The sequence below is a fragment of the Pseudomonas sp. GB2N2 genome (genome assembly GCF_054897705.1).
This window is the reverse complement of the sequence record NZ_CM142701.1, coordinates 289,240-306,501: the sequence shown is the minus strand read 5'-3', so window position 1 is coordinate 306,501 and position 17,262 is coordinate 289,240. Positions and strand designations below refer to the sequence as shown.

Genomic DNA, 17,262 nt, shown 5'->3' with positions numbered 1-17,262 from the left:
CGGATTGAATTAACGCGCATTCAAGCAGCTACTCGGATGCTTCCCAGCATTAATTACCGCCACCGCCCTGAACATTTATGCCTGCCTGCCATTGGTCCGGCAAATCCCGCTTATAACCGATCGATCTAAAACTCCCATTACCGAGGCAGGTCAGTTTCTGGGTACCCGCGCTTTTGGTGCGGTAGCGATTGACCCTCCCCAACGGAAAAACCGGTAAGGACTTTATGTGCGGATTAGCTGGCGAGTTACGCTTCGATCATCAACCTTCGGACCTTGCAGCCGTTGAACGGATGACCCATCACTTGGCACCACGCGGCCCTGACGCATGGGGGTTTCACAGCCAGGGGGCGATTGCCCTGGGCCACCGTCGCCTGAAAATCATGGACCTGTCGGACGGCTCTGCGCAGCCAATGGTCGACAGCCAACTGGGCTTGTCACTGGCCTTCAATGGCGCAATTTATAACTTTCCGCAATTGCGCACCGAGCTCGAAAGCCTCGGTTATGCCTTCTATTCCGGCGGCGACACCGAAGTCTTGCTCAAGGGTTACCACGCCTGGGGCGAAGCGCTGTTGCCAAAACTCAATGGCATGTTCGCCTTCGCCATTTGGGAGCGAGACGCCAAGCGCCTGTTCGTCGCCCGTGACCGTCTCGGCGTAAAGCCGCTGTACCTGTCGCGCACCGGCCAGCGCTTGCGCTTTGCTTCCGCGCTGCCGGCGTTGCTCAAGGGCGGCGACATCAACCCGATCCTCGATCCCGTGGCGCTCAACCACTACCTGAATTTTCACGCCGTTGTCCCTGCACCGCGCACCTTGCTGGCCGGCATTGAAAAACTGCCGCCCGCGACCTGGATGCGTATCGAAGCGGACGGCACTACTGAGCAGAAAACCTGGTGGACCCTGCCCTACGGTCCCCACGCTGACGAAATGGATCTGACCCTCGAAGACTGGCGCGACCGCGTACTCGACAGCACCCGCGACGCCGTGGCGATTCGCCAACGGGCGGCAGTCGATGTTGGCGTGCTGCTCTCGGGCGGCGTCGATTCGAGCCTGCTGGTGGGTCTGCTGCGTGAAGTCGGTGTGGACAACCTGTCGACCTTCTCCATCGGTTTCCAGGACGCAGGTGGCGAGCGCGGCGACGAGTTTCAGTATTCGGACCTGATCGCCAAGCATTCCGGCACCCAGCACCACCAGTTGCGCATCGACGAAAAAGAGATCATCGAACAACTGCCGGCAGCGTTCCGCGCCATGAGCGAACCGATGGTCAGCCATGACTGCATCGCTTTCTATCTGTTGTCCCGCGAAGTCGCCAAGCATTGCAAAGTGGTGCAAAGCGGCCAGGGTGCAGACGAACTGTTCGCCGGGTATCACTGGTACCCGCAGGTCGATGGCGCTGATGATCCGTATGCGGCCTATCGCGAGGCATTTTTCGACCGCAGCTATGAGGACTATGCCGCCACCGTGCAGCCGAAATGGCTGACGGCGAATGACGCCGCCGGCGACTTCGTGAAAGAACATTTCGCACAACCCGGCGCCGACGCTGCCGTGGACAAAGCGCTGCGTCTGGACAGCACGGTGATGCTGGTGGATGACCCGGTCAAACGCGTCGACAACATGACCATGGCCTGGGGCCTGGAGGCGCGTACGCCGTTTCTCGACTATCGCCTGGTAGAGTTATCGGCGCGGGTGCCGGGCAAATTCAAGCTGCCGGACGGCGGCAAGCAAGTGCTCAAAGAAGCCGCGCGTTTGGTGATTCCGAGCGAAGTCATCGACCGTAAAAAAGGCTACTTCCCGGTTCCGGGCCTCAAGCATCTGCAAGGTGACACGTTGAATTGGGTGCGCGAATTGCTGCTCGATCCAAGCCAGGATCGCGGCTTGTTCAACCCGGCCATGCTCGACCGTCTGCTGACCGATCCACAGGGCCAGTTGACCCCGTTGCGCGGCTCCAAGCTGTGGCAACTGGCGGCGCTGAACCTGTGGCTCAGTGAACAAGGAATCTGATTGATGAAACCTCACGCCACGGCGTACAGCCAACGCCTGTTGCGCGGTCAGGCGCCCTCCTACGAACGCTTGCAGGCGCGACTGGCCGAAGACGGCAGCGAGCTGGGCGCCGCGCCGATTGCCGTGCATTGCGGTTGGGGCCGGTTGCTGATCGGCCACACGTTTCCCGATCCGGCGAGCCTCGCCCAGGAGTTGCTCAACGAGCAGCCGGGAGAGCGGGACATCGCCTTGTATGTCGCCGCGCCTCAGCAAATATTGGGACTGGAGCCGGCGCAGCTGTTTCTCGATCCGTCCGACACTTTGCGTTTATGGTTCAGTGATTACCGGCAGGCGACCCGGGTGTTCCGCGGCTTTCGTATTCGTCGTGCACAAAGTGATGCGGACTGGCAGGCAATCAACCGGCTGTATCAGGCACGCGGCATGTTGCCGATCGACGCCAATCTGCTGACTCCGCGCCATCTTGGCGGCCCGGTTTACTGGCTGGCCGAAGATGAAGACAGCGGCACGATCATCGGCAGCGTCATGGGCCTCAATCACCACAAGGCGTTCAACGATCCGGAAAACGGCAGCAGTCTGTGGTGCCTGGCAGTCGATCCGCACTGCTCGCGACCCGGCGTCGGCGAAGTGCTGGTGCGGCACTTGATCGAGCACTTCATGAGCCGTGGGTTGAGTTACCTGGACCTGTCGGTATTGCACGACAATCGCCAGGCAAAAAGCCTGTACGCCAAGCTCGGCTTTCGCAACCTGTCGACCTTCGCGATCAAGCGCAAAAACGGGATCAATCAACCGCTGTTTCTCGGTCCTGGCCCTGAAGCCGAATTCAATCCGTATGCGCGGATCATCGTCGATGAGGCGCATCGGCGCGGCATTGAAGTACAGGTCGATGACGCCGAGGCCGGTCTGTTCACGTTGATCCATGGCAGTCGGCGGGTCCGCTGCCGTGAGTCGTTGAGCGAACTGACCAGCGCTATCAGCATGACCTTGTGCCAGGACAAGAGCCTGACCCACAAGACCCTGAGAAATGCCGGCCTCAACCTGCCGTCGCAACAACTGGCGGGTAATGCCGATGACAACCTGGCATTTCTCGACGAACACGAACGGGTGGTGGTCAAACCGCTCGATGGTGAACAGGGTCAGGGCGTCGCGGTGGATTTATCGACCATCGAAGAGGTCCAGCAAGCCATCGACGCAGCCCGCCAGTTCGACAGCCGTGTGCTGCTGGAAAGTTTCCATGAAGGCCTCGACCTGCGGATTGTGGTGATCGGCTTCGAAGTAGTGGCTGCCGCGATTCGCCGGCCGGCAGAAGTGGTGGGTGATGGTCAGCATTCCATCGGCGCGCTGATCGAAGCGCAGAGTCGACGGCGGCAGGCGGCTACCAGCGGTGAAAGCAAGATCCCGCTGGACCACGAGACTGAACGCACGTTGCTGGCAGCGGGCTACGACTACAGCAGCATTCTTGCGGCGGGTGAGCACTTGTTCGTACGACGCACGGCGAATCTTCATACCGGCGGCATTCTTGAAGATGTCACGGCGATTCTGCATCCGACCTTGGTTGATGCGGCGGTGCGCGCAGCTCGGGCGCTGGACATTCCGATGGTCGGGCTCGACCTGATGGTGCCGGCGGCGGATCAGCCGGCGTATGTGTTTATCGAAGCCAACGAACGCGCCGGCCTGGCCAACCATGAGCCGCAGCCGACGGCCGAGCGGTTTGTGGATTTGTTGTTTCCGCACAGTCAACCGGCTGTCTCTTAATCATGTAGTGCCTGATCTGGCGCCATCGCTGGCACCGCAAATTCCCTCATCGAAACCATCGGTGTTCTTTACTCATCAGGAGTTTCCATGACCAGCAAAATCCCCGAACCGGATCTTAACTACCTGCAAAAAGTCCTGCTGGAAATGCTCGCGATCCCGAGCCCCACCGGCTTCACCGACACCATCGTGCGCTACGTCGCCGAACGGCTTGAAGAGCTGGGCATTCCTTTCGAAATGACCCGTCGCGGCACCATCCGCGCCACCCTCAAGGGCAAGAAAAACAGTCCCGACCGCGCCGTCTCCGCCCACCTCGACACCATCGGTGCAGCGGTTCGCGCGGTGAAAGACAACGGTCGTCTGACGCTGGCGCCGGTCGGCTGCTGGTCGAGCCGCTTTGCCGAAGGCAGTCGCGTCAGCCTGTTCACCGACAACGGCGTAATTCGTGGCAGCGTGTTGCCGCTGATGGCGTCCGGGCATGCGTTCAATACCGCCGTAGATGAAATGCCGATCAGCTGGGATCACGTCGAATTGCGCCTCGACGCCTATTGCGCGACCCGCGCCGATTGCGATTCCCTGGGCATCAGTGTCGGCGATTTTGTCGCGTTCGACCCGTTGCCGGAATTCACCGAGAGCGGCCACATCAGCGCCCGCCATCTGGACGACAAGGCCGGCGTCGCCGCGCTGCTGGCAGCGCTCAAAGCGATTGTCGACAGTGGCGAGGAACTGATGATCGACTGCCATCCGCTGTTCACCATCACCGAGGAAACCGGCAGCGGCGCGGCGGCGGCGTTACCGTGGGACGTCAGCGAATTCGTCGGCATCGACATCGCGCCGGTCGCCCCCGGCCAGCATTCCAGCGAACATGCAGTCAGTGTGGCGATGCAGGATTCTGGTGGGCCGTATGACTATCACCTGTCGCGGCATCTGCTGCGGCTGGCCAGCGATAACGAGTTGCCGGTGCGTCGCGATCTGTTCCGCTACTACTTCAGCGATGCGCACTCAGCGGTGACGGCCGGCCATGACATCCGCACCGCCCTGCTCGCCTTTGGCTGCGACGCGACTCACGGCTACGAACGCACGCACATCGACAGCCTCGCCGCCCTCAGCCGCTTGCTCGGTGCCTACATCCTCAGCCCACCGGTCTTTGCCAGCGATGCGCAACCGGCCAAGGGGTCGCTGGACCGGTTCAGTCACCAGATCGAACATGACACGCAGATGGAAAGCGATACGCGGGTGCCGTCGGTGGACAGTCTGGTGGGGCAGCGGTCGGATAGCTGATCCGCTCTTTTCGTTGTCTGACAGATCGCCATCGCGAGCAGGCTCGCTCCTACAGGGGAATGCAATCCAATGTGGGAGCGAGCCTGCTCGCGATGGAGTCAGCCCGGACACCGCATCAGGTCCAGACTAGCCGCAACCGATCATTCGCCGTAGCATCGCGCCATTGTTTCCCCGAGGTGCCTATGCTGATCCCCTACGACCAACTTGAAGTCGACACCCTGACCCGCCTGATCGAAGACTTCGTCACCCGTGACGGCACGGACAACGGCGATGACACGCCGCTGGAAACCCGTGTATTGCGGGTTCGGCAGGCATTGACCAAGGGCCAGGCGCTGATCGTCTTCGACCCGGAAAGCGAACAATGCCAGTTGATGCTCAAACACGATGTGCCAAAGCACCTGTTCGACTGACGGCCTCAACTTTCCTTGGTTTTCGCCAATTTTACCTGGATGCGCTCGTAGACCTCGGCGCGGTGCACGTTGACGCTCCGCGGCGCTTCGACGCCGAAACGCACCGTGCTGCCATTGACGGCCATAACGCGCACCGAAATATCGTCACCGATGGAAATCATTTCCCCCACTACGCGGCTGAGTACAAGCATGGCAATCGTCCTTCAGGGTTATTGAACCCTGAAGATGCCCGGCGCGCGACCAGCGTTCAATGCGATGAGGGCAAATCAGTCCCGCCCTACAGCGCTGAACGAATGCTTCTCTCGGAAACGTCCGACAAGTTGCGGGATTGTTTCAGGAAGCAGAAAAACGCGGGCCGAACAAAATGACGCTCGCGCCGATCACACACAGCGCCACGCCAATCCAGTCCGAACCCAGCGGGCGGATCCGTTCGACCACCGCGAGCCAGCCAATGGATGCAACGATGTAGATGCCACCGTAGGCGGCATAGGCGCGCCCGGCGTAAGTCGCTTCGACGCGGGTCAGCAGCAGCGCGAACAAGGTCAGGCTGAGTAGCGCCGGCACGACCCACCAGACGCTTTTACCCTGGCGCAGCCACATCCAGAAGGCGAAGCAACCGGCGATTTCAAACAACGCGGCGAGAAAGAACCACAGGTAATTGAGCATGCACACGTCTCGCAGGGATGACCGATGGTGGTCACCCTAGCGACGACGGTGCCAACGGGCAAGTTCAGCTTGCGGACTGCTTGGCCTTGGCGCGCATTTTATCGGCCATGACCGTCATTTCGTTATAGAGCAGTTGCGGGTTCTTCTGCTTCAGCGCCCAGGCCATGCGGCCTTGTTCATGGGGCAGAATCATGAATTCGCCGGCGGCGACGTGCTGATAGATGTAGTCGGCAATATCGGTCGCGGTAATCGGCGAGCTTTCCAGCAATTTGCCGACCTGGGCTTTCATCGCCGGCGTCGGCCCCCGGAACGAGTCCAGCAAGTTGGTCTGGAAGAACGACGGGCACACCACGTGCACGCCGATTTCCTGCTGCGCCAGTTCGATCAACAGGCTTTCGGACAAGGCCACCACACCGGCCTTGGCCACGTTGTAGTTGCTCATGGCCGGACCTTGCATCAGCGCGGCCATCGAAGCGATGTTAATGATCTTGCCTTTGCTTTTTTCCAGCAGCGGCAGGAACGCCTTGCAGCCCTTGACCACGCCCATCAGGTTGATCGCGATCTGCCAGTCCCAATCCTCAAGGGACAGTTCGCTGAAGAACCCGCCCGAAGCGACACCGGCGTTGTTGACGATCACATCGATGCCACCGAGTTTCACTTCACAGGCCTGGGCGAAAGCGGTCAGCTGACTGTAGTCACGCACATCGCAACGCTGGATGAAGCCGTCGCCACCGGCTTCGCGAACCCGTTTCAGGGTCTCCTGCAGACCAGGCTCGCTGACATCCGATAGGGCCAGTTGCCAGCCTTCACGCGCCCAGCGCAGCGCGATTTCGCGACCCAGGCCCGAGCCCGCGCCAGTGATCATCATGCGATTTTGCATAGCAAACAGCCTTGTGGTTCCGGGGAAGATGCGTCGAGTGTAGCGAAGGTCCCCGCCTAACCCACGCTCCATCAGATTGCTGAATGGCCCGAGCAAACCGTGCACGCGTACAGCCCACTCATGCGCTCTAAAAAGAAATAAGCCTGTGTTCAAAAAACATTAAAAAATTTGGAATTTTTTCTCATTCACAAGAGTCGGAGTTTGTAAGCAGCTTGGGTTTATTGAGTTCGAGCTGACAGTTAAACGAGTTAAACGCCAGGTAATTTCGGAACACTTCCAACAAGGAAATAGACATGGGCACGATTCTAATCATTATTCTGATCCTCCTGCTGGTAGGCGGCCTGCCGGTGTTCCCTCACTCCAGAAGTTGGGGCTACGGTCCGTCGGGTATCATCGGCGTGGTGCTGGTAGTGCTGTTGATCCTGCTGTTACTCGGCAAGATATAAGGCAGTAACAGGCAAAAAAAAGAGGCCCAGTAGGGCCTCTTTTTTATTGCGCCGCAAAGTTAGTCCGGCTTGCCGTCAACCACACCCGCGGTGTTGTCGAGCAGGCTTTTGGTCGCCGTTTGCAAGAACGACTCAAGTTTTTGCTTTAGGGCGGCTTCGTCAGCCGATTCCGGGATGATTTCGCCTTTCGGATTGGCGCCCAGCTCATATTGATACAACTTTGGCGGCATCTCCTTGGGCAGCACCAGCACGCGGTCTGCAGTCAGCAACGCTACGGTCTGATCGCTGCCCGACGGCTTGATCACACCGAAACCCTTGTCGCCTTCCGGCAGGTTCAGCAAGTCACGACCCCAGCACTGGTGAATCACGTCGCCACCGATGCGACCCATGATGGTCGGCACAATGTCGATCTGGGTGCCCACGGTGTGGTCAACCTGGCCGAACTTGTCCTGGACGCCCGGAGCGATCATCAGCATCGGTACGTTGAAACGACCCAGGTCCATTTCCGTGATCTGTTGTTCGTTGCCGAAACCATGGTCGCCGACGATCACGAACAGGGTTTCCTTGAAGTACGGCTCCTTGCGCGCCTTCTCGAAGAACTGACCCAGCGCCCAGTCGGAGTAACGCATGGCGGTCAAATGTTCGTTGAGGCTGCCACGATCGGTCACGCGCTCAACCGGCAACGGTGTCGGCAAGGCGTAAGGCGTGTGGTTGGACAATGTTTGCAGCAAGGCATAGAAAGGTTTTTTATCCTTGCCGTCGCGGGCCTTCAACTCTTCAAGGCCACGGTTGAACATGTCCTGGTCGGACACGCCCCACGTCGGGTCGGAGAACACCGGATTAACGAAGTCGTTACGCCCGATGAAGTTGGTCATGCCCTGGTTGCTGAAAAAGCCCGACTGGTTGTCCCAGGCGAAATCGCCGTTGTAGACATACACGTCGTCGTATTTACGAGCGCTCAGCAGTTGCGGCAGGCCGGACAGTTTGTGGCTGCCTTCCGGCGTCTGCATCAGGTATTCGAAACCTGGCAGGTTCGGGAAGCAGGCCATGGTGGCGAACATACCCTGGTGGGTGTGCGTGCCGTTGGAGAAGAAACGGTCGAACAGCAACCCTTCTTTCGCCAGTTTGTCGAAGGATGGCGTGACGTTGCCAGGACGTCCCAGCGCGCCCACCGAGTGACCGGCGAAGCTTTCCATCAGGATCACGACGACGTTCTTGATCGGCAAAGTCTTGTCGGCATTCGGGGTGTAGTTGCGGCGAACAGCGGCAGTCTCGGGATCGACCAGTTTGTCGCTCGGGGTCAGCAACATGTCACGCACGATTTGCTGGGCCTGCGATTGTTCGATCGTGGCTTTCCAGATGTTGTCGCGCTCTTCGGACATCCGGCTCTTGGCCGCGGCGATCAGCGACAAGGTGCCATTGAGGCCCAACTGGTTGGCGAAGTTCGAGTCGGTGGTGTAAACGTCACCCCAGCGCAGCGGCGGGCCTTGACGCAACGTGCCGCGGGCGGCGACCACACAGATCAACAGGCATACCACGAACACCGCGATGCGCGCGTACCACGGGGCGATCTGGCGAGTGCCGATGCTACCGCCGCTGAACGGACCGCGAGGACGGGTGGCACGGTCGGCGCCCTTGAACGCCAGGGTCAGGATCACGGTGCCCACGACCCAGGCCAATAGGTAACGAACCACCGGAAAACCGTACCAGAGCATGCTCATCACGGTTTTCGGGTCTTCCTTCACATACTGGAAGACCAGGCCGTTGAGCCGTTGGTGGAATTCGCGGTAGAAGTCCATCTCCATCAGGCCGAGGAACAGTGCAATGCTCGAAGCGATGGTCAGCCAGAAACGGAAGAACCCGCGGGCAGCCATGGCCCGGACGCTGAACAGGGCCAGCAACAGCGGAATGCTGAGGTAGACCACCAGGCGCAGGTCGAAGCGCAGACCGTTGGCGAACGCTTCGAAGAACGTCGAGGCCGGGGTGTCGAGGATCATTTCGCGGTTATAGACCAGCAGCGCCACGCGCAGCAGGCTGAACATGACCATCATGACCAGGGCACACAGCAACGTGTAGGCCAGATGCGATTTGACGGTCGGTTGCAGCAAGCGATTAGAAGCTCGCTGCTGATTCAGGGCGTCCGGGATTGCCATGTCGTTTTAGGACCCATTGGAAGTTGAAGTTTCAAAGATGCAGCTGCGCCCTGCCCTCTGTCGGCCAGTTCTCGGCCCCGGGGTTTGCGCGGTGTGCAAATGTTGCACGATCAAACGCGGCATTGCCATTTATTACTGGCTGACCAGACTGTGCGGTGGCGAATTGTCTTGGACACATTGTGAAAATATTGTGCAACGTGCATTTGGAAACAATTTTAACGAGCGCAGGCCCACTCACAAATCATCATGAAAAAAAAACGCCCCGATCAAGTCGGGGCGTTTTATCGAACGAACAACGCTTACTTCTCTGCGCGCTCTTTCAGGGTTTTCAGGGTGTTGAACGGCGCATCGACCACGAATTTGTTGGCGATCATCGATGGCACGCTACCGCCCGGCTCGGTGTGAACCTGATAAGTCACTTCGATCTGGTCGCCCTTGGGCACGAACTTCCAGAAACCGTCGACCTTGGTGACCCGCACGAAACCTTTTTCTTCGGGAATGTACTTCGGCACGCCTTCAAGTTTGCGCGTCAGGCTGCCGTCCGCGCCTTCGGTGGTCGTGACGTGCAGCACCGAATCACGCGCGGTCACCGGCCATGGGGTATTGAACTGGGTGTAGGTCCAGCTCTGGTCGCCTTCGTGCTTGAGCAGTTTTTGCAGTTTGCACTCGTGAATCCAGGTACAGGCACCGGCCACGTCTTCCTGAAGTGCGCGCAGTTTGGCCACGGTGGTTTTCATCAGGGTAACGCCCTGATAAGCCTTGTAGTCAGAGCCGGGCACTTCGCTCAAGGAGACCTTGATGCCGTCTTCATTCTTGGCAACTTTCCAGTCTTCAGCCTGGGCGGCGGAAGTTGCCAACACCACCGTCAAACCACACAGCACAGCCATACGATGCAGCGAACCCATAGTCTTATTCCTTATTGTTGAAGTTCTGTTCGTTGGGCTCGCACCTGCGATCACCTCCAGGTTTTGCGGAGGTGCTCGCAGGTGCGAGCCACACATCACGCCGCCGTCATTTGCTCCCACCAGCCGATCAACCTGATCGCTTCGTCATTGCTGCTTCCGCAGACCTCGACATCGGCTTCGAACGCCGAACAGACCGCAGGACGCTGCGGTTGGCCGAAAATAGTGCACAGGTTTTCGACAGAAAGTTGCACGCAACGTTCTCCCGCGGCTTTGCCATTGGGCATGCCTGGAATCGGCGAACTGATGGAAGGGGCAATGCAACAGGCGCCACAGCCTTCACGGCATTTCATGACGACGAGCTCCTCGCGACGGGCGATGTGTTAAAGGACGGGGCACAGAGTAACCGCTAAAACAGTTGTTTTAAATTACCTGACGCCGGGTTTTTACGCGTAAACGAAGGTGACTGACCAGTCTCCGACCAAGTGTCTGGCTGGTGGGTCACAGATGACCGGGTTCAGCGCTTGAACTCAAACTCCAGTGCGGCGCCGTCAACCTCACGGCGCTCCTCGTTACGCAGTTGCAACTTCATTTCGTTGCTGATCAGCCGCCCGTTCAGCTGAAAGGGCGAACTGCCGGCCTTGTCGCCGAACATTTGCGGCAATACCGCATCGTGCCGAGGCAACGGAACTGTACCCACCGGCTTCAACTCTTCGGCCATATCGCGAGGCAGGCTCAAATCCAGGTCAGCCGAAGGCAGCTGGGTTTTCACCACCTCGCTGGCAGGTTTGGACTTGGAGGCAATCGGCGGGCGTTTTTTCACCTTGGCCACAGGTGTCTTGACGGGCGCGGCTTTCTTGACCGTTACGGTTTTTTTCGAGGGTGTGCTAGCTGAGGGGCTTTCCTGAACGGAAGCCGCCATGATGCTTTCCGCCTGGAAGGTCAGGCAGAGCGACAGCCAAACGGCGGAAAAAATCGGTTTCATGGACCCTACGGAACGAACGGCACTATCGGCAGAGGGCCATATGCTCGCTTGTTGCGCGCGACATGACAAGCTCGGGCGGGAATTACCCGCCCACGTCGTCAGATGCCGCCAGCCATCTCCTGGCAGAGTTGCGTGGCGAGCATGCCTAACGTCATCAAGGCCCGGTCGGCTTCACGATTCCAGGGAGTCCCGCAATTGAGCCGGATGCAATGGTTGAATTGCTCCGTGTTACTGAAAATCAGCCCGGGCGCGATGCTGATACCTTGCTGCAAGGCTCGCACGTGCAATTCCTGTGTATTGACCCTGCCTGGCAGACTTACCCACAGAATGAAACCGCCGGTCGGCCGGGTCATTTGCGTGCCTTCCGGAAAATACTGCTGCACCGCGAGCTGGAAGGCGCTGAGGTTCTTGCGGTATTCCTGACGGATGTAGCGCAGATGCCGGTCGTAACCACCATTTTCCAGATAGGCCGCAATCCCCATCTGCGTCACGCTGCAGGCGGAATGGGTGCTGAAGGTCTGCAAACGCTGGATTTCCTGCTGATACTTGCCGGCGATCATCCAGCCGATCCGCACACCCGGCGACAGGGTTTTGGAGAAACTCGAGCAATAGATCACTCGGTCCAGCCGGTCATAAGCTTTCAGCGCTTTGGTGCGGCCCTGCTCGAACATCAGTTCGCCGTAAATATCGTCTTCGACGACCTGGATATCGAAATCCGAGGCCAGGCGCAGCAACTGTTTCTGCCGCTCTTCCGGCATGGTGCCGCCCAATGGATTGCTCAGGCGTGTGGTCAGCACCAGTGCCTTGATCGACCACTGATTGGCCGCCAGTTGCAGGGCTTCGAGGCTCATGCCGGTGGCCGGATCGCTGGGGATCTCGATAACTTTCAGGCCCAACAGGTCGGCGAGTTGCAGCAGACCGTAATAGGTCGGCGACTCCGCAGCGATCAGGTCGCCGGGCCGCGTCAGCACCCGCAAGGACATCTGCAAGGCGTCGACACACCCGTGGGTGATCACCACTTCCGACGGATCGACCACGACGCCAGCGTCGCGCATTCGAATCGCCACTTGTCGGCGCAAGGGCTCGAAACCCGGGCTGAACATGTAGCTGAAGGCGCGCGGGCTATGGAAACGGGTGACTTTGGCCAACTGCTGATGCAATGCCCGGACCGGCAGATAATCGACGCTCGGCACCGCCGCGCCCAAGGGAAACACGCCCTCTCGGCGGGATTCGACCAGCACTTGCTGAATGATGCTGCTGCGGGTGACCAGACCGGGACGCTCGACCCGGGCAATGTCCGGGGTCGGCGCTGTCAGGGCCGGCGTCTGGTGCACGTAATAACCCGACTGCGGCCGGGCACGGATCAGCCCCTGATCTTCGAGATTGGCATACGCCTGCAACACCGTCGCGTGGCTGACGTTCAGCTGCGAACTCATTTTGCGCACCGAAGGCACGCGTTCCCCCGGTTGATAGACACCGCGGCGGATATCTTCGGCCAGTTGCTGAGCAATACGTTGGTAAAGCAAGAGATTGGTCATGACGCAGCACTCGATTTCACGGGCATTTTATTCTTGTGTGAAACAATACCGGAACAGTTTAGAAGTGTACGGGGACAGTTGCCACAATAGTCGACGGTACAGTGCAGTGTCAGCAAAATCTGTACTGCTCTGCGACGTAATTTGCAGGCACAAAAAAACCCGGCGCTGTCTGGCAGGCCGGGTTTTCCAGACACGCTGCCGTTAGCGGGCGGCGCCGAGCTGGCCTTTTTCGTCGGAGAACACGATTTCTACCCGACGGTTCTGCGCCCGCCCGCGCTCGGAAGCGTTCGCGTCCACCGGAAACTCGTCGCCGTAACCCTCAACCTGAATGCGCTTGTCATCAATCCCCAGGTCCGTCAGCACGTCCGCCACCGATTGCGCACGGTCACGGGACAGCTTGAGGTTGTCCTGCCTGCCCCCGGTGCTGTCGGTATAACCCTCGATGCGCACGATGCGCTTGGGGTTGAGTTGCAGGAACTGCACGATCTTCAGCACCACGCGGTTCGCCGAGTTTTTCAGCTCCGCTTCGCCAGTATCAAAAAGCACATCGCCCAACGTCATGACCAGCCCGCGGTCGGTCTGGGTGGTGGCGAGTGCAACAATCTGTTCTTCAAGCCACTTGCCCTGCTGCTGCACGCTGAGCAACTTGGATTCGCGCAAGGCCAATTGCAGGCGCTGACGCTCCAGTTCGAGTTTCGCCGCACGCTCTTGGTTGAGCACTTGGTTAGTGTGTTCCCGGGCGATTTCGCTGTAGCGCTGGCTCAAATAGGCGTAATGCACCACATCCGACCCGCTGCCCCAGTAGCTGGACAGGCGATCGGCGCGGGCCAGGGATTCACCGGCACGAATCACGTCTTTCGGCGCGATACGCAATACGTTGGCGTCTTCCTTGACCTTCTGGAAGTCGGCACTGGCGTCTTGCAACGCGCTTTCGCTGTGTTGACCGGCGCAGCCATACAGGCTGACGCAAGCCGCGAGGATCAATCCACCGATGGCGCTGGACTTGAGGCTCATTGAGCATCCCCCACTTGCTTGCGCAATCGGGTGATGCGGGTATTGAGCACGTTTAACTGCTCCTCGCTTTTCAGCGTCAGCACCTTGGCTTCAGCCAGACGCGCGTCCAATTCCGCTTGTTCAGCCCGCATCCGCGCGTGCCGGTAGGACTGATCGGTCATGTCGCCCTGGGCGCGGCTGAATTTATCCTCAGCGAGCTTCATTTCCGGCAATTCGTCGGCGTTGGCACCCACGGCTTTAGCTTGTATCAGGGCCTGTTCGGTCAGGCGTATTTGTTCATTCGGCGCCGGATCGGCTGCACAACCCGCCAGAGCCAGAACGGCCAGGGCAGCGAAAAGAGGTCGAATACTCACTAAAAATCCCTACTGTTTTGGGGTACTGACGGGTTGCTGTGGTTGCTGCTTTTGCTGCGCTTTCCAACGCTCGATGTTGCGTTGCAGCACAGCTTCCGTCAGTCCGGACGCGGGCAATTCTGTCATCTTTTTGGCCAGCTGTCCGCGCAACCACGGATCGTTGCAGGCGGAGTTATGGGAAACCGCGAGATACAGGCCCGGTTTGTCGACCGGTTGCGGGCGCGCCACCAGATCGTTGGCCATGCTCAGCGCCTGCGCGGCTGCCATGCCGGAGTAGCGTCCCGCGAGGACAAATTCCACCTCGCCCAAGAGCAATTTCTGAAAGGCCTGGGTCAGGTTTGGTGTACGGGTTAGGGTCAATTGTTGCTCGGCGAATGTGCCGAATTGCGCGGTCATTCGAGACTTTTCCGACACCGCGCCGGGATGACCGTGAAGATCGTGCGCTTCGTTGTAGACCAGTGGCGAGTCCTTGCGAGTCCAGACGAGGTAATCGTTTTCCAGCAGCGGCGGATGAATGTAATCCAGGTTTTCCAGCTCGCTGACCGTCAATGGCGCATCCGCCAGCATGTCCATGCGCCCGCTGCGCACTTCATCGAGCGCCTGGGAGCGCTTGCCGGCGTAGAGCAACTCAACCTTGATCCCCAACTGCGCCGCCACTTGCTGCAACAGATCGGCACTGGCGCCGATCAGGTGTTTGGGGTTCTGCGGGTCTTGCCACAAGTACGGCGGCGCATCCGGACTACCGGTGACCACCAGACGTTCGCACTTGCCCCCCGCCATCGATAGCGTCGGCAATACCGTCAGGCACAGCAGCAATGACCAACCGAACACATGTCGCACAACATTCTCCCACCCGAATCCGCTTATCCCCCGTAGGAGCGCAAAAAAAAACCCGACCAAAAGGTCGGGCTCTTTATAGGTCAAGCGACTGGATTAGACCAGCTTCTCGAACTCGGGGATGGCTTCGAACAGGTCAGCCACCAGGCCGTAATCGGCCACCTGGAAGATCGGCGCTTCTTCGTCCTTGTTGATCGCAACGATCACTTTGGAGTCTTTCATGCCGGCCAGGTGCTGGATCGCGCCGGAAATACCGACCGCGATGTACAGCTGTGGAGCAACGATCTTGCCGGTCTGACCGACCTGCATGTCGTTGGGTACAAAACCTGCGTCGACCGCGGCGCGGGAAGCACCGACGGCAGCGCCCAGCTTGTCGGCCAGGGCGTACAGGTGTTTGAAGTTGTCGCCGTTCTGCATGCCGCGGCCGCCGGAAACGACGATCTTGGCAGCGGTCAGTTCCGGACGATCAGATTTAGCAAGCTCTTCGCCAACGAAGCTGGAGGTGCCAGCGTCGTGAGCAGCAGCAACCGCTTCAACCGATGCCGAACCACCCTCAGCAGCAACCGGGTCGAAACCGGTGGCACGCACAGTGATCACTTTGATCGACGCGTTCGACTGAACGGTGGCGATGGCGTTACCGGCGTAGATCGGACGCTTGAAGGTGTCAGCGCTTTCAACCGAGATGATCTCGGAGATCTGGTCGACGTCCAGCTGCGCGGCAACGCGAGGCAGGATGTTTTTCCCATTGGAGGTCGCGGCAGTCAGGATGTGGCTGTAGCCCTTGCCCAACTCTGCAACCAGCGGCGCAACGTTTTCCGGCAGTTGGTGAGCGTAGGCGGCGTTGTCGGCCACCAGCACTTTAGCCACGCCAGCGATTTTCGCAGCGGCTTCAGCCACGGCGCCCACGTTCTGGCCGGCAACCAGTACGTGGATGTCACCGCCGATTTTAGCGGCGGCAGCCACGGTGTTCAGTGTGGCCGGGGCCACTACTTTGTTGTCGTGTTCAGCGATTACCAAGATAGTCATGATTAGGCTCCTTAACTCAAAGCACCTTCGCTTCGTTTTTCAGTTTCTCGACCAGTTCAGCCACCGACTTGACCTTGATACCCGCGCTGCGTGCAGCAGGCGCTTCGACTTTCACGGTCTTGTTGGTGGAGGCGGTGGAAACGCCCAAAGCGTCCGGAGTCAGCACTTCAAGAGGCTTCTTCTTGGCTTTCATGATGTTTGGCAGGGACGCATAACGCGGCTCGTTCAAACGCAGATCGGTGGTGACGATGGCCGGCAGTTTGAGGGAAACCGTCTGCGCGCCGCCGTCGACTTCGCGTGTCACGGCAACGCTGTCGCCGCTGATTTCGACTTTCGAAGCGAAGGTGCCCTGACCGTAGCCGCTCAATGCAGCGAGCATCTGGCCAGTCTGGTTGTTGTCGCTGTCGATGGCCTGTTTGCCGAGGATTACCAGCTGAGGCTGTTCCTTGTCGACAACAGCCTTGAGCAGCTTGGCAACAGCCAGGGAAGTCAGATCTTCAGCGGATTCGACGAGGATGGCGCGGTCGGCACCCAGAGCCAGCGCAGTGCGCAGTTGCTCTTGAGCGGTGGACGGGCCTACCGAAACCACGACGATTTCAGTCGCAACACCTTTCTCTTTCAGGCGTACGGCTTCTTCCACGGCGATTTCGCAGAATGGGTTCATCGACATCTTCACGTTAGCGAGGTCGACGCCGGAATTGTCCGCCTTGACGCGAACCTTGACGTTGTAATCCACAACGCGTTTGACAGCTACAAGAACCTTCATGGATTCCTCGTTACTCTCCGGTGAAAAGAAAGTCGCCTAGGCGAACCTGGCGGTTGATGCTCGTCGGGCGCAAGGGCACCTCTAAAAACGCCGGCATACGTGTCAAGTGACCCACGCTCATGATGCTGATGACCGTTCGTCAGTAGTGACCGACAAGTCATTCAATATCGCGGCGTGTAAACTGCGCGCCTAACCTGCGGGGCGCATCACCTTGCACTGCCATCGCCCTGTCTTTAGAGGTGCTCTTGATACCCACTGT

At 59.1% G+C, this 17,262-nt stretch carries 18 protein-coding genes; 5 read left to right on the top strand and 13 right to left on the bottom strand.

All coding sequences use genetic code 11. The annotated features are described in order from the left end of the window. Window positions 1–224: 224 nt before the first annotated feature. From ACYZT4_RS01510 to ACYZT4_RS01495, 4 genes are all read left to right on the top strand, one after another. Window positions 225–1,997 (top strand): N-acetylglutaminylglutamine amidotransferase, encoded by a 1,773-nt coding sequence (locus ACYZT4_RS01510; RefSeq protein WP_461984701.1) that lies wholly within the window; start codon window positions 225–227, stop codon window positions 1,995–1,997. A gap of 3 nt (window positions 1,998–2,000) precedes the next feature. Beyond that, window positions 2,001–3,749, top strand: coding sequence for an N-acetylglutaminylglutamine synthetase (ngg, locus tag ACYZT4_RS01505; protein ID WP_461984699.1), 1,749 nt, complete (start codon window positions 2,001–2,003; stop codon window positions 3,747–3,749). A gap of 87 nt (window positions 3,750–3,836) precedes the next feature. Further along, a complete protein-coding gene (locus tag ACYZT4_RS01500) occupies window positions 3,837–5,027 on the top strand; it encodes an osmoprotectant NAGGN system M42 family peptidase (RefSeq protein WP_461984697.1) in 1,191 nt (396 codons plus the stop codon). A 182-nt stretch (window positions 5,028–5,209) separates the two neighbouring features. After that, entirely contained in the window at window positions 5,210–5,437 is a 228-nt protein-coding gene (locus tag ACYZT4_RS01495; protein WP_007945785.1) for a YheU family protein, read from the top strand. 5 nt (window positions 5,438–5,442) lie between these two features. Here ACYZT4_RS01495 and csrA read toward each other — a convergent pair whose 3' ends face one another. The 3 genes from csrA to ACYZT4_RS01480 all read right to left on the bottom strand — a co-directional run bounded on the left by csrA (window position 5,443) and on the right by ACYZT4_RS01480 (window position 6,983). Continuing rightward, a complete protein-coding gene (csrA, locus tag ACYZT4_RS01490; protein ID WP_461984695.1) occupies window positions 5,443–5,628 on the bottom strand; it encodes a carbon storage regulator CsrA in 186 nt (61 codons plus the stop codon). Between the two features lie 142 nt (window positions 5,629–5,770). Next, complete coding sequence (locus ACYZT4_RS01485) at window positions 5,771–6,103, bottom strand: YnfA family protein (RefSeq protein WP_461984693.1); 333 nt, start codon at window positions 6,101–6,103, stop codon at window positions 5,771–5,773. 64 nt (window positions 6,104–6,167) lie between these two features. Then, entirely contained in the window at window positions 6,168–6,983 is an 816-nt protein-coding gene (locus ACYZT4_RS01480) for an SDR family oxidoreductase (RefSeq protein WP_461984691.1), read from the bottom strand. 287 nt (window positions 6,984–7,270) lie between these two features. On the opposite strand from ACYZT4_RS01480, the gene ACYZT4_RS01475 reads away from it, so the two are divergent. Further along, on the top strand, window positions 7,271–7,429 hold the full coding sequence (locus tag ACYZT4_RS01475) for a DUF3309 family protein (protein ID WP_174602692.1): 159 nt from the start codon (window positions 7,271–7,273) through the stop codon (window positions 7,427–7,429). Between the two features lie 59 nt (window positions 7,430–7,488). On the opposite strand, the gene ACYZT4_RS01470 is transcribed toward ACYZT4_RS01475, so the two are convergent. The 10 genes from ACYZT4_RS01470 to ACYZT4_RS01425 all read right to left on the bottom strand — a co-directional run bounded on the left by ACYZT4_RS01470 (window position 7,489) and on the right by ACYZT4_RS01425 (window position 17,003). Next, a complete protein-coding gene (locus tag ACYZT4_RS01470) occupies window positions 7,489–9,582 on the bottom strand; it encodes an LTA synthase family protein (RefSeq protein WP_461984689.1) in 2,094 nt (697 codons plus the stop codon). Window positions 9,583–9,881: 299 nt separating this feature from the next. Then, window positions 9,882–10,487 carry an START domain-containing protein gene (locus tag ACYZT4_RS01465; protein ID WP_461984688.1) on the bottom strand — a complete coding sequence of 202 codons (606 nt, stop codon included), beginning with the start codon at window positions 10,485–10,487 and terminating at the stop codon, window positions 9,882–9,884. A gap of 95 nt (window positions 10,488–10,582) precedes the next feature. Further along, window positions 10,583–10,837, bottom strand: coding sequence for a YkgJ family cysteine cluster protein (locus tag ACYZT4_RS01460; protein ID WP_461984686.1), 255 nt, complete (start codon window positions 10,835–10,837; stop codon window positions 10,583–10,585). Between the two features lie 164 nt (window positions 10,838–11,001). Continuing rightward, window positions 11,002–11,469 carry a translation initiation factor 2 gene (locus ACYZT4_RS01455; RefSeq protein ID WP_461984684.1) on the bottom strand — a complete coding sequence of 156 codons (468 nt, stop codon included), beginning with the start codon at window positions 11,467–11,469 and terminating at the stop codon, window positions 11,002–11,004. A 98-nt stretch (window positions 11,470–11,567) separates the two neighbouring features. Further along, window positions 11,568–13,007 carry an aminotransferase-like domain-containing protein gene (locus ACYZT4_RS01450; protein WP_461984682.1) on the bottom strand — a complete coding sequence of 480 codons (1,440 nt, stop codon included), beginning with the start codon at window positions 13,005–13,007 and terminating at the stop codon, window positions 11,568–11,570. A gap of 201 nt (window positions 13,008–13,208) precedes the next feature. Beyond that, on the bottom strand, window positions 13,209–14,021 hold the full coding sequence (locus tag ACYZT4_RS01445) for an OmpA family protein (RefSeq protein ID WP_461984680.1): 813 nt from the start codon (window positions 14,019–14,021) through the stop codon (window positions 13,209–13,211). Next, window positions 14,018–14,374 (bottom strand): DUF4398 domain-containing protein, encoded by a 357-nt coding sequence (locus tag ACYZT4_RS01440; protein WP_461984678.1) that lies wholly within the window; start codon window positions 14,372–14,374, stop codon window positions 14,018–14,020. Before ACYZT4_RS01440 ends, ACYZT4_RS01445 begins: the two co-directional genes overlap by 4 nt. Window positions 14,375–14,383: 9 nt before the next feature. Beyond that, window positions 14,384–15,154, bottom strand: coding sequence for a substrate-binding periplasmic protein (locus ACYZT4_RS01435; RefSeq protein ID WP_461988505.1), 771 nt, complete (start codon window positions 15,152–15,154; stop codon window positions 14,384–14,386). Window positions 15,155–15,307: 153 nt separating this feature from the next. Continuing rightward, entirely contained in the window at window positions 15,308–16,237 is a 930-nt protein-coding gene (locus tag ACYZT4_RS01430) for an electron transfer flavoprotein subunit alpha/FixB family protein (protein WP_461984677.1), read from the bottom strand. A gap of 16 nt (window positions 16,238–16,253) precedes the next feature. Continuing rightward, a complete protein-coding gene (locus ACYZT4_RS01425) occupies window positions 16,254–17,003 on the bottom strand; it encodes an electron transfer flavoprotein subunit beta/FixA family protein (protein ID WP_461984675.1) in 750 nt (249 codons plus the stop codon). Window positions 17,004–17,262: the final 259 nt, after the last annotated feature.

What these genes read in the sequence shown, in the direction of transcription:
- ACYZT4_RS01510 (WP_461984701.1), top strand. Translation starts at nt 225, where the DNA reads ATGTGCGGATTAGCTGGCGAGTTACGCTTCGATCATCAACCTTCGGAC.
- ngg (WP_461984699.1), top strand. Translation starts at nt 2,001, where the DNA reads ATGAAACCTCACGCCACGGCGTACAGCCAACGCCTGTTGCGCGGTCAG.
- ACYZT4_RS01500 (WP_461984697.1), top strand. Translation starts at nt 3,837, where the DNA reads ATGACCAGCAAAATCCCCGAACCGGATCTTAACTACCTGCAAAAAGTC.
- ACYZT4_RS01495 (WP_007945785.1), top strand. Translation starts at nt 5,210, where the DNA reads ATGCTGATCCCCTACGACCAACTTGAAGTCGACACCCTGACCCGCCTG.
- csrA (WP_461984695.1), bottom strand. Translation starts at nt 5,628, where the DNA reads ATGCTTGTACTCAGCCGCGTAGTGGGGGAAATGATTTCCATCGGTGAC.
- ACYZT4_RS01485 (WP_461984693.1), bottom strand. Translation starts at nt 6,103, where the DNA reads ATGCTCAATTACCTGTGGTTCTTTCTCGCCGCGTTGTTTGAAATCGCC.
- ACYZT4_RS01480 (WP_461984691.1), bottom strand. Translation starts at nt 6,983, where the DNA reads ATGCAAAATCGCATGATGATCACTGGCGCGGGCTCGGGCCTGGGTCGC.
- ACYZT4_RS01470 (WP_461984689.1), bottom strand. Translation starts at nt 9,582, where the DNA reads ATGGCAATCCCGGACGCCCTGAATCAGCAGCGAGCTTCTAATCGCTTG.
- ACYZT4_RS01465 (WP_461984688.1), bottom strand. Translation starts at nt 10,487, where the DNA reads ATGGGTTCGCTGCATCGTATGGCTGTGCTGTGTGGTTTGACGGTGGTG.
- ACYZT4_RS01460 (WP_461984686.1), bottom strand. Translation starts at nt 10,837, where the DNA reads ATGAAATGCCGTGAAGGCTGTGGCGCCTGTTGCATTGCCCCTTCCATC.
- ACYZT4_RS01455 (WP_461984684.1), bottom strand. Translation starts at nt 11,469, where the DNA reads ATGAAACCGATTTTTTCCGCCGTTTGGCTGTCGCTCTGCCTGACCTTC.
- ACYZT4_RS01450 (WP_461984682.1), bottom strand. Translation starts at nt 13,007, where the DNA reads ATGACCAATCTCTTGCTTTACCAACGTATTGCTCAGCAACTGGCCGAA.
- ACYZT4_RS01445 (WP_461984680.1), bottom strand. Translation starts at nt 14,021, where the DNA reads ATGAGCCTCAAGTCCAGCGCCATCGGTGGATTGATCCTCGCGGCTTGC.
- ACYZT4_RS01435 (WP_461988505.1), bottom strand. Translation starts at nt 15,154, where the DNA reads ATGGCGGGGGGCAAGTGCGAACGTCTGGTGGTCACCGGTAGTCCGGAT.
- ACYZT4_RS01430 (WP_461984677.1), bottom strand. Translation starts at nt 16,237, where the DNA reads ATGACTATCTTGGTAATCGCTGAACACGACAACAAAGTAGTGGCCCCG.
- ACYZT4_RS01425 (WP_461984675.1), bottom strand. Translation starts at nt 17,003, where the DNA reads ATGAAGGTTCTTGTAGCTGTCAAACGCGTTGTGGATTACAACGTCAAG.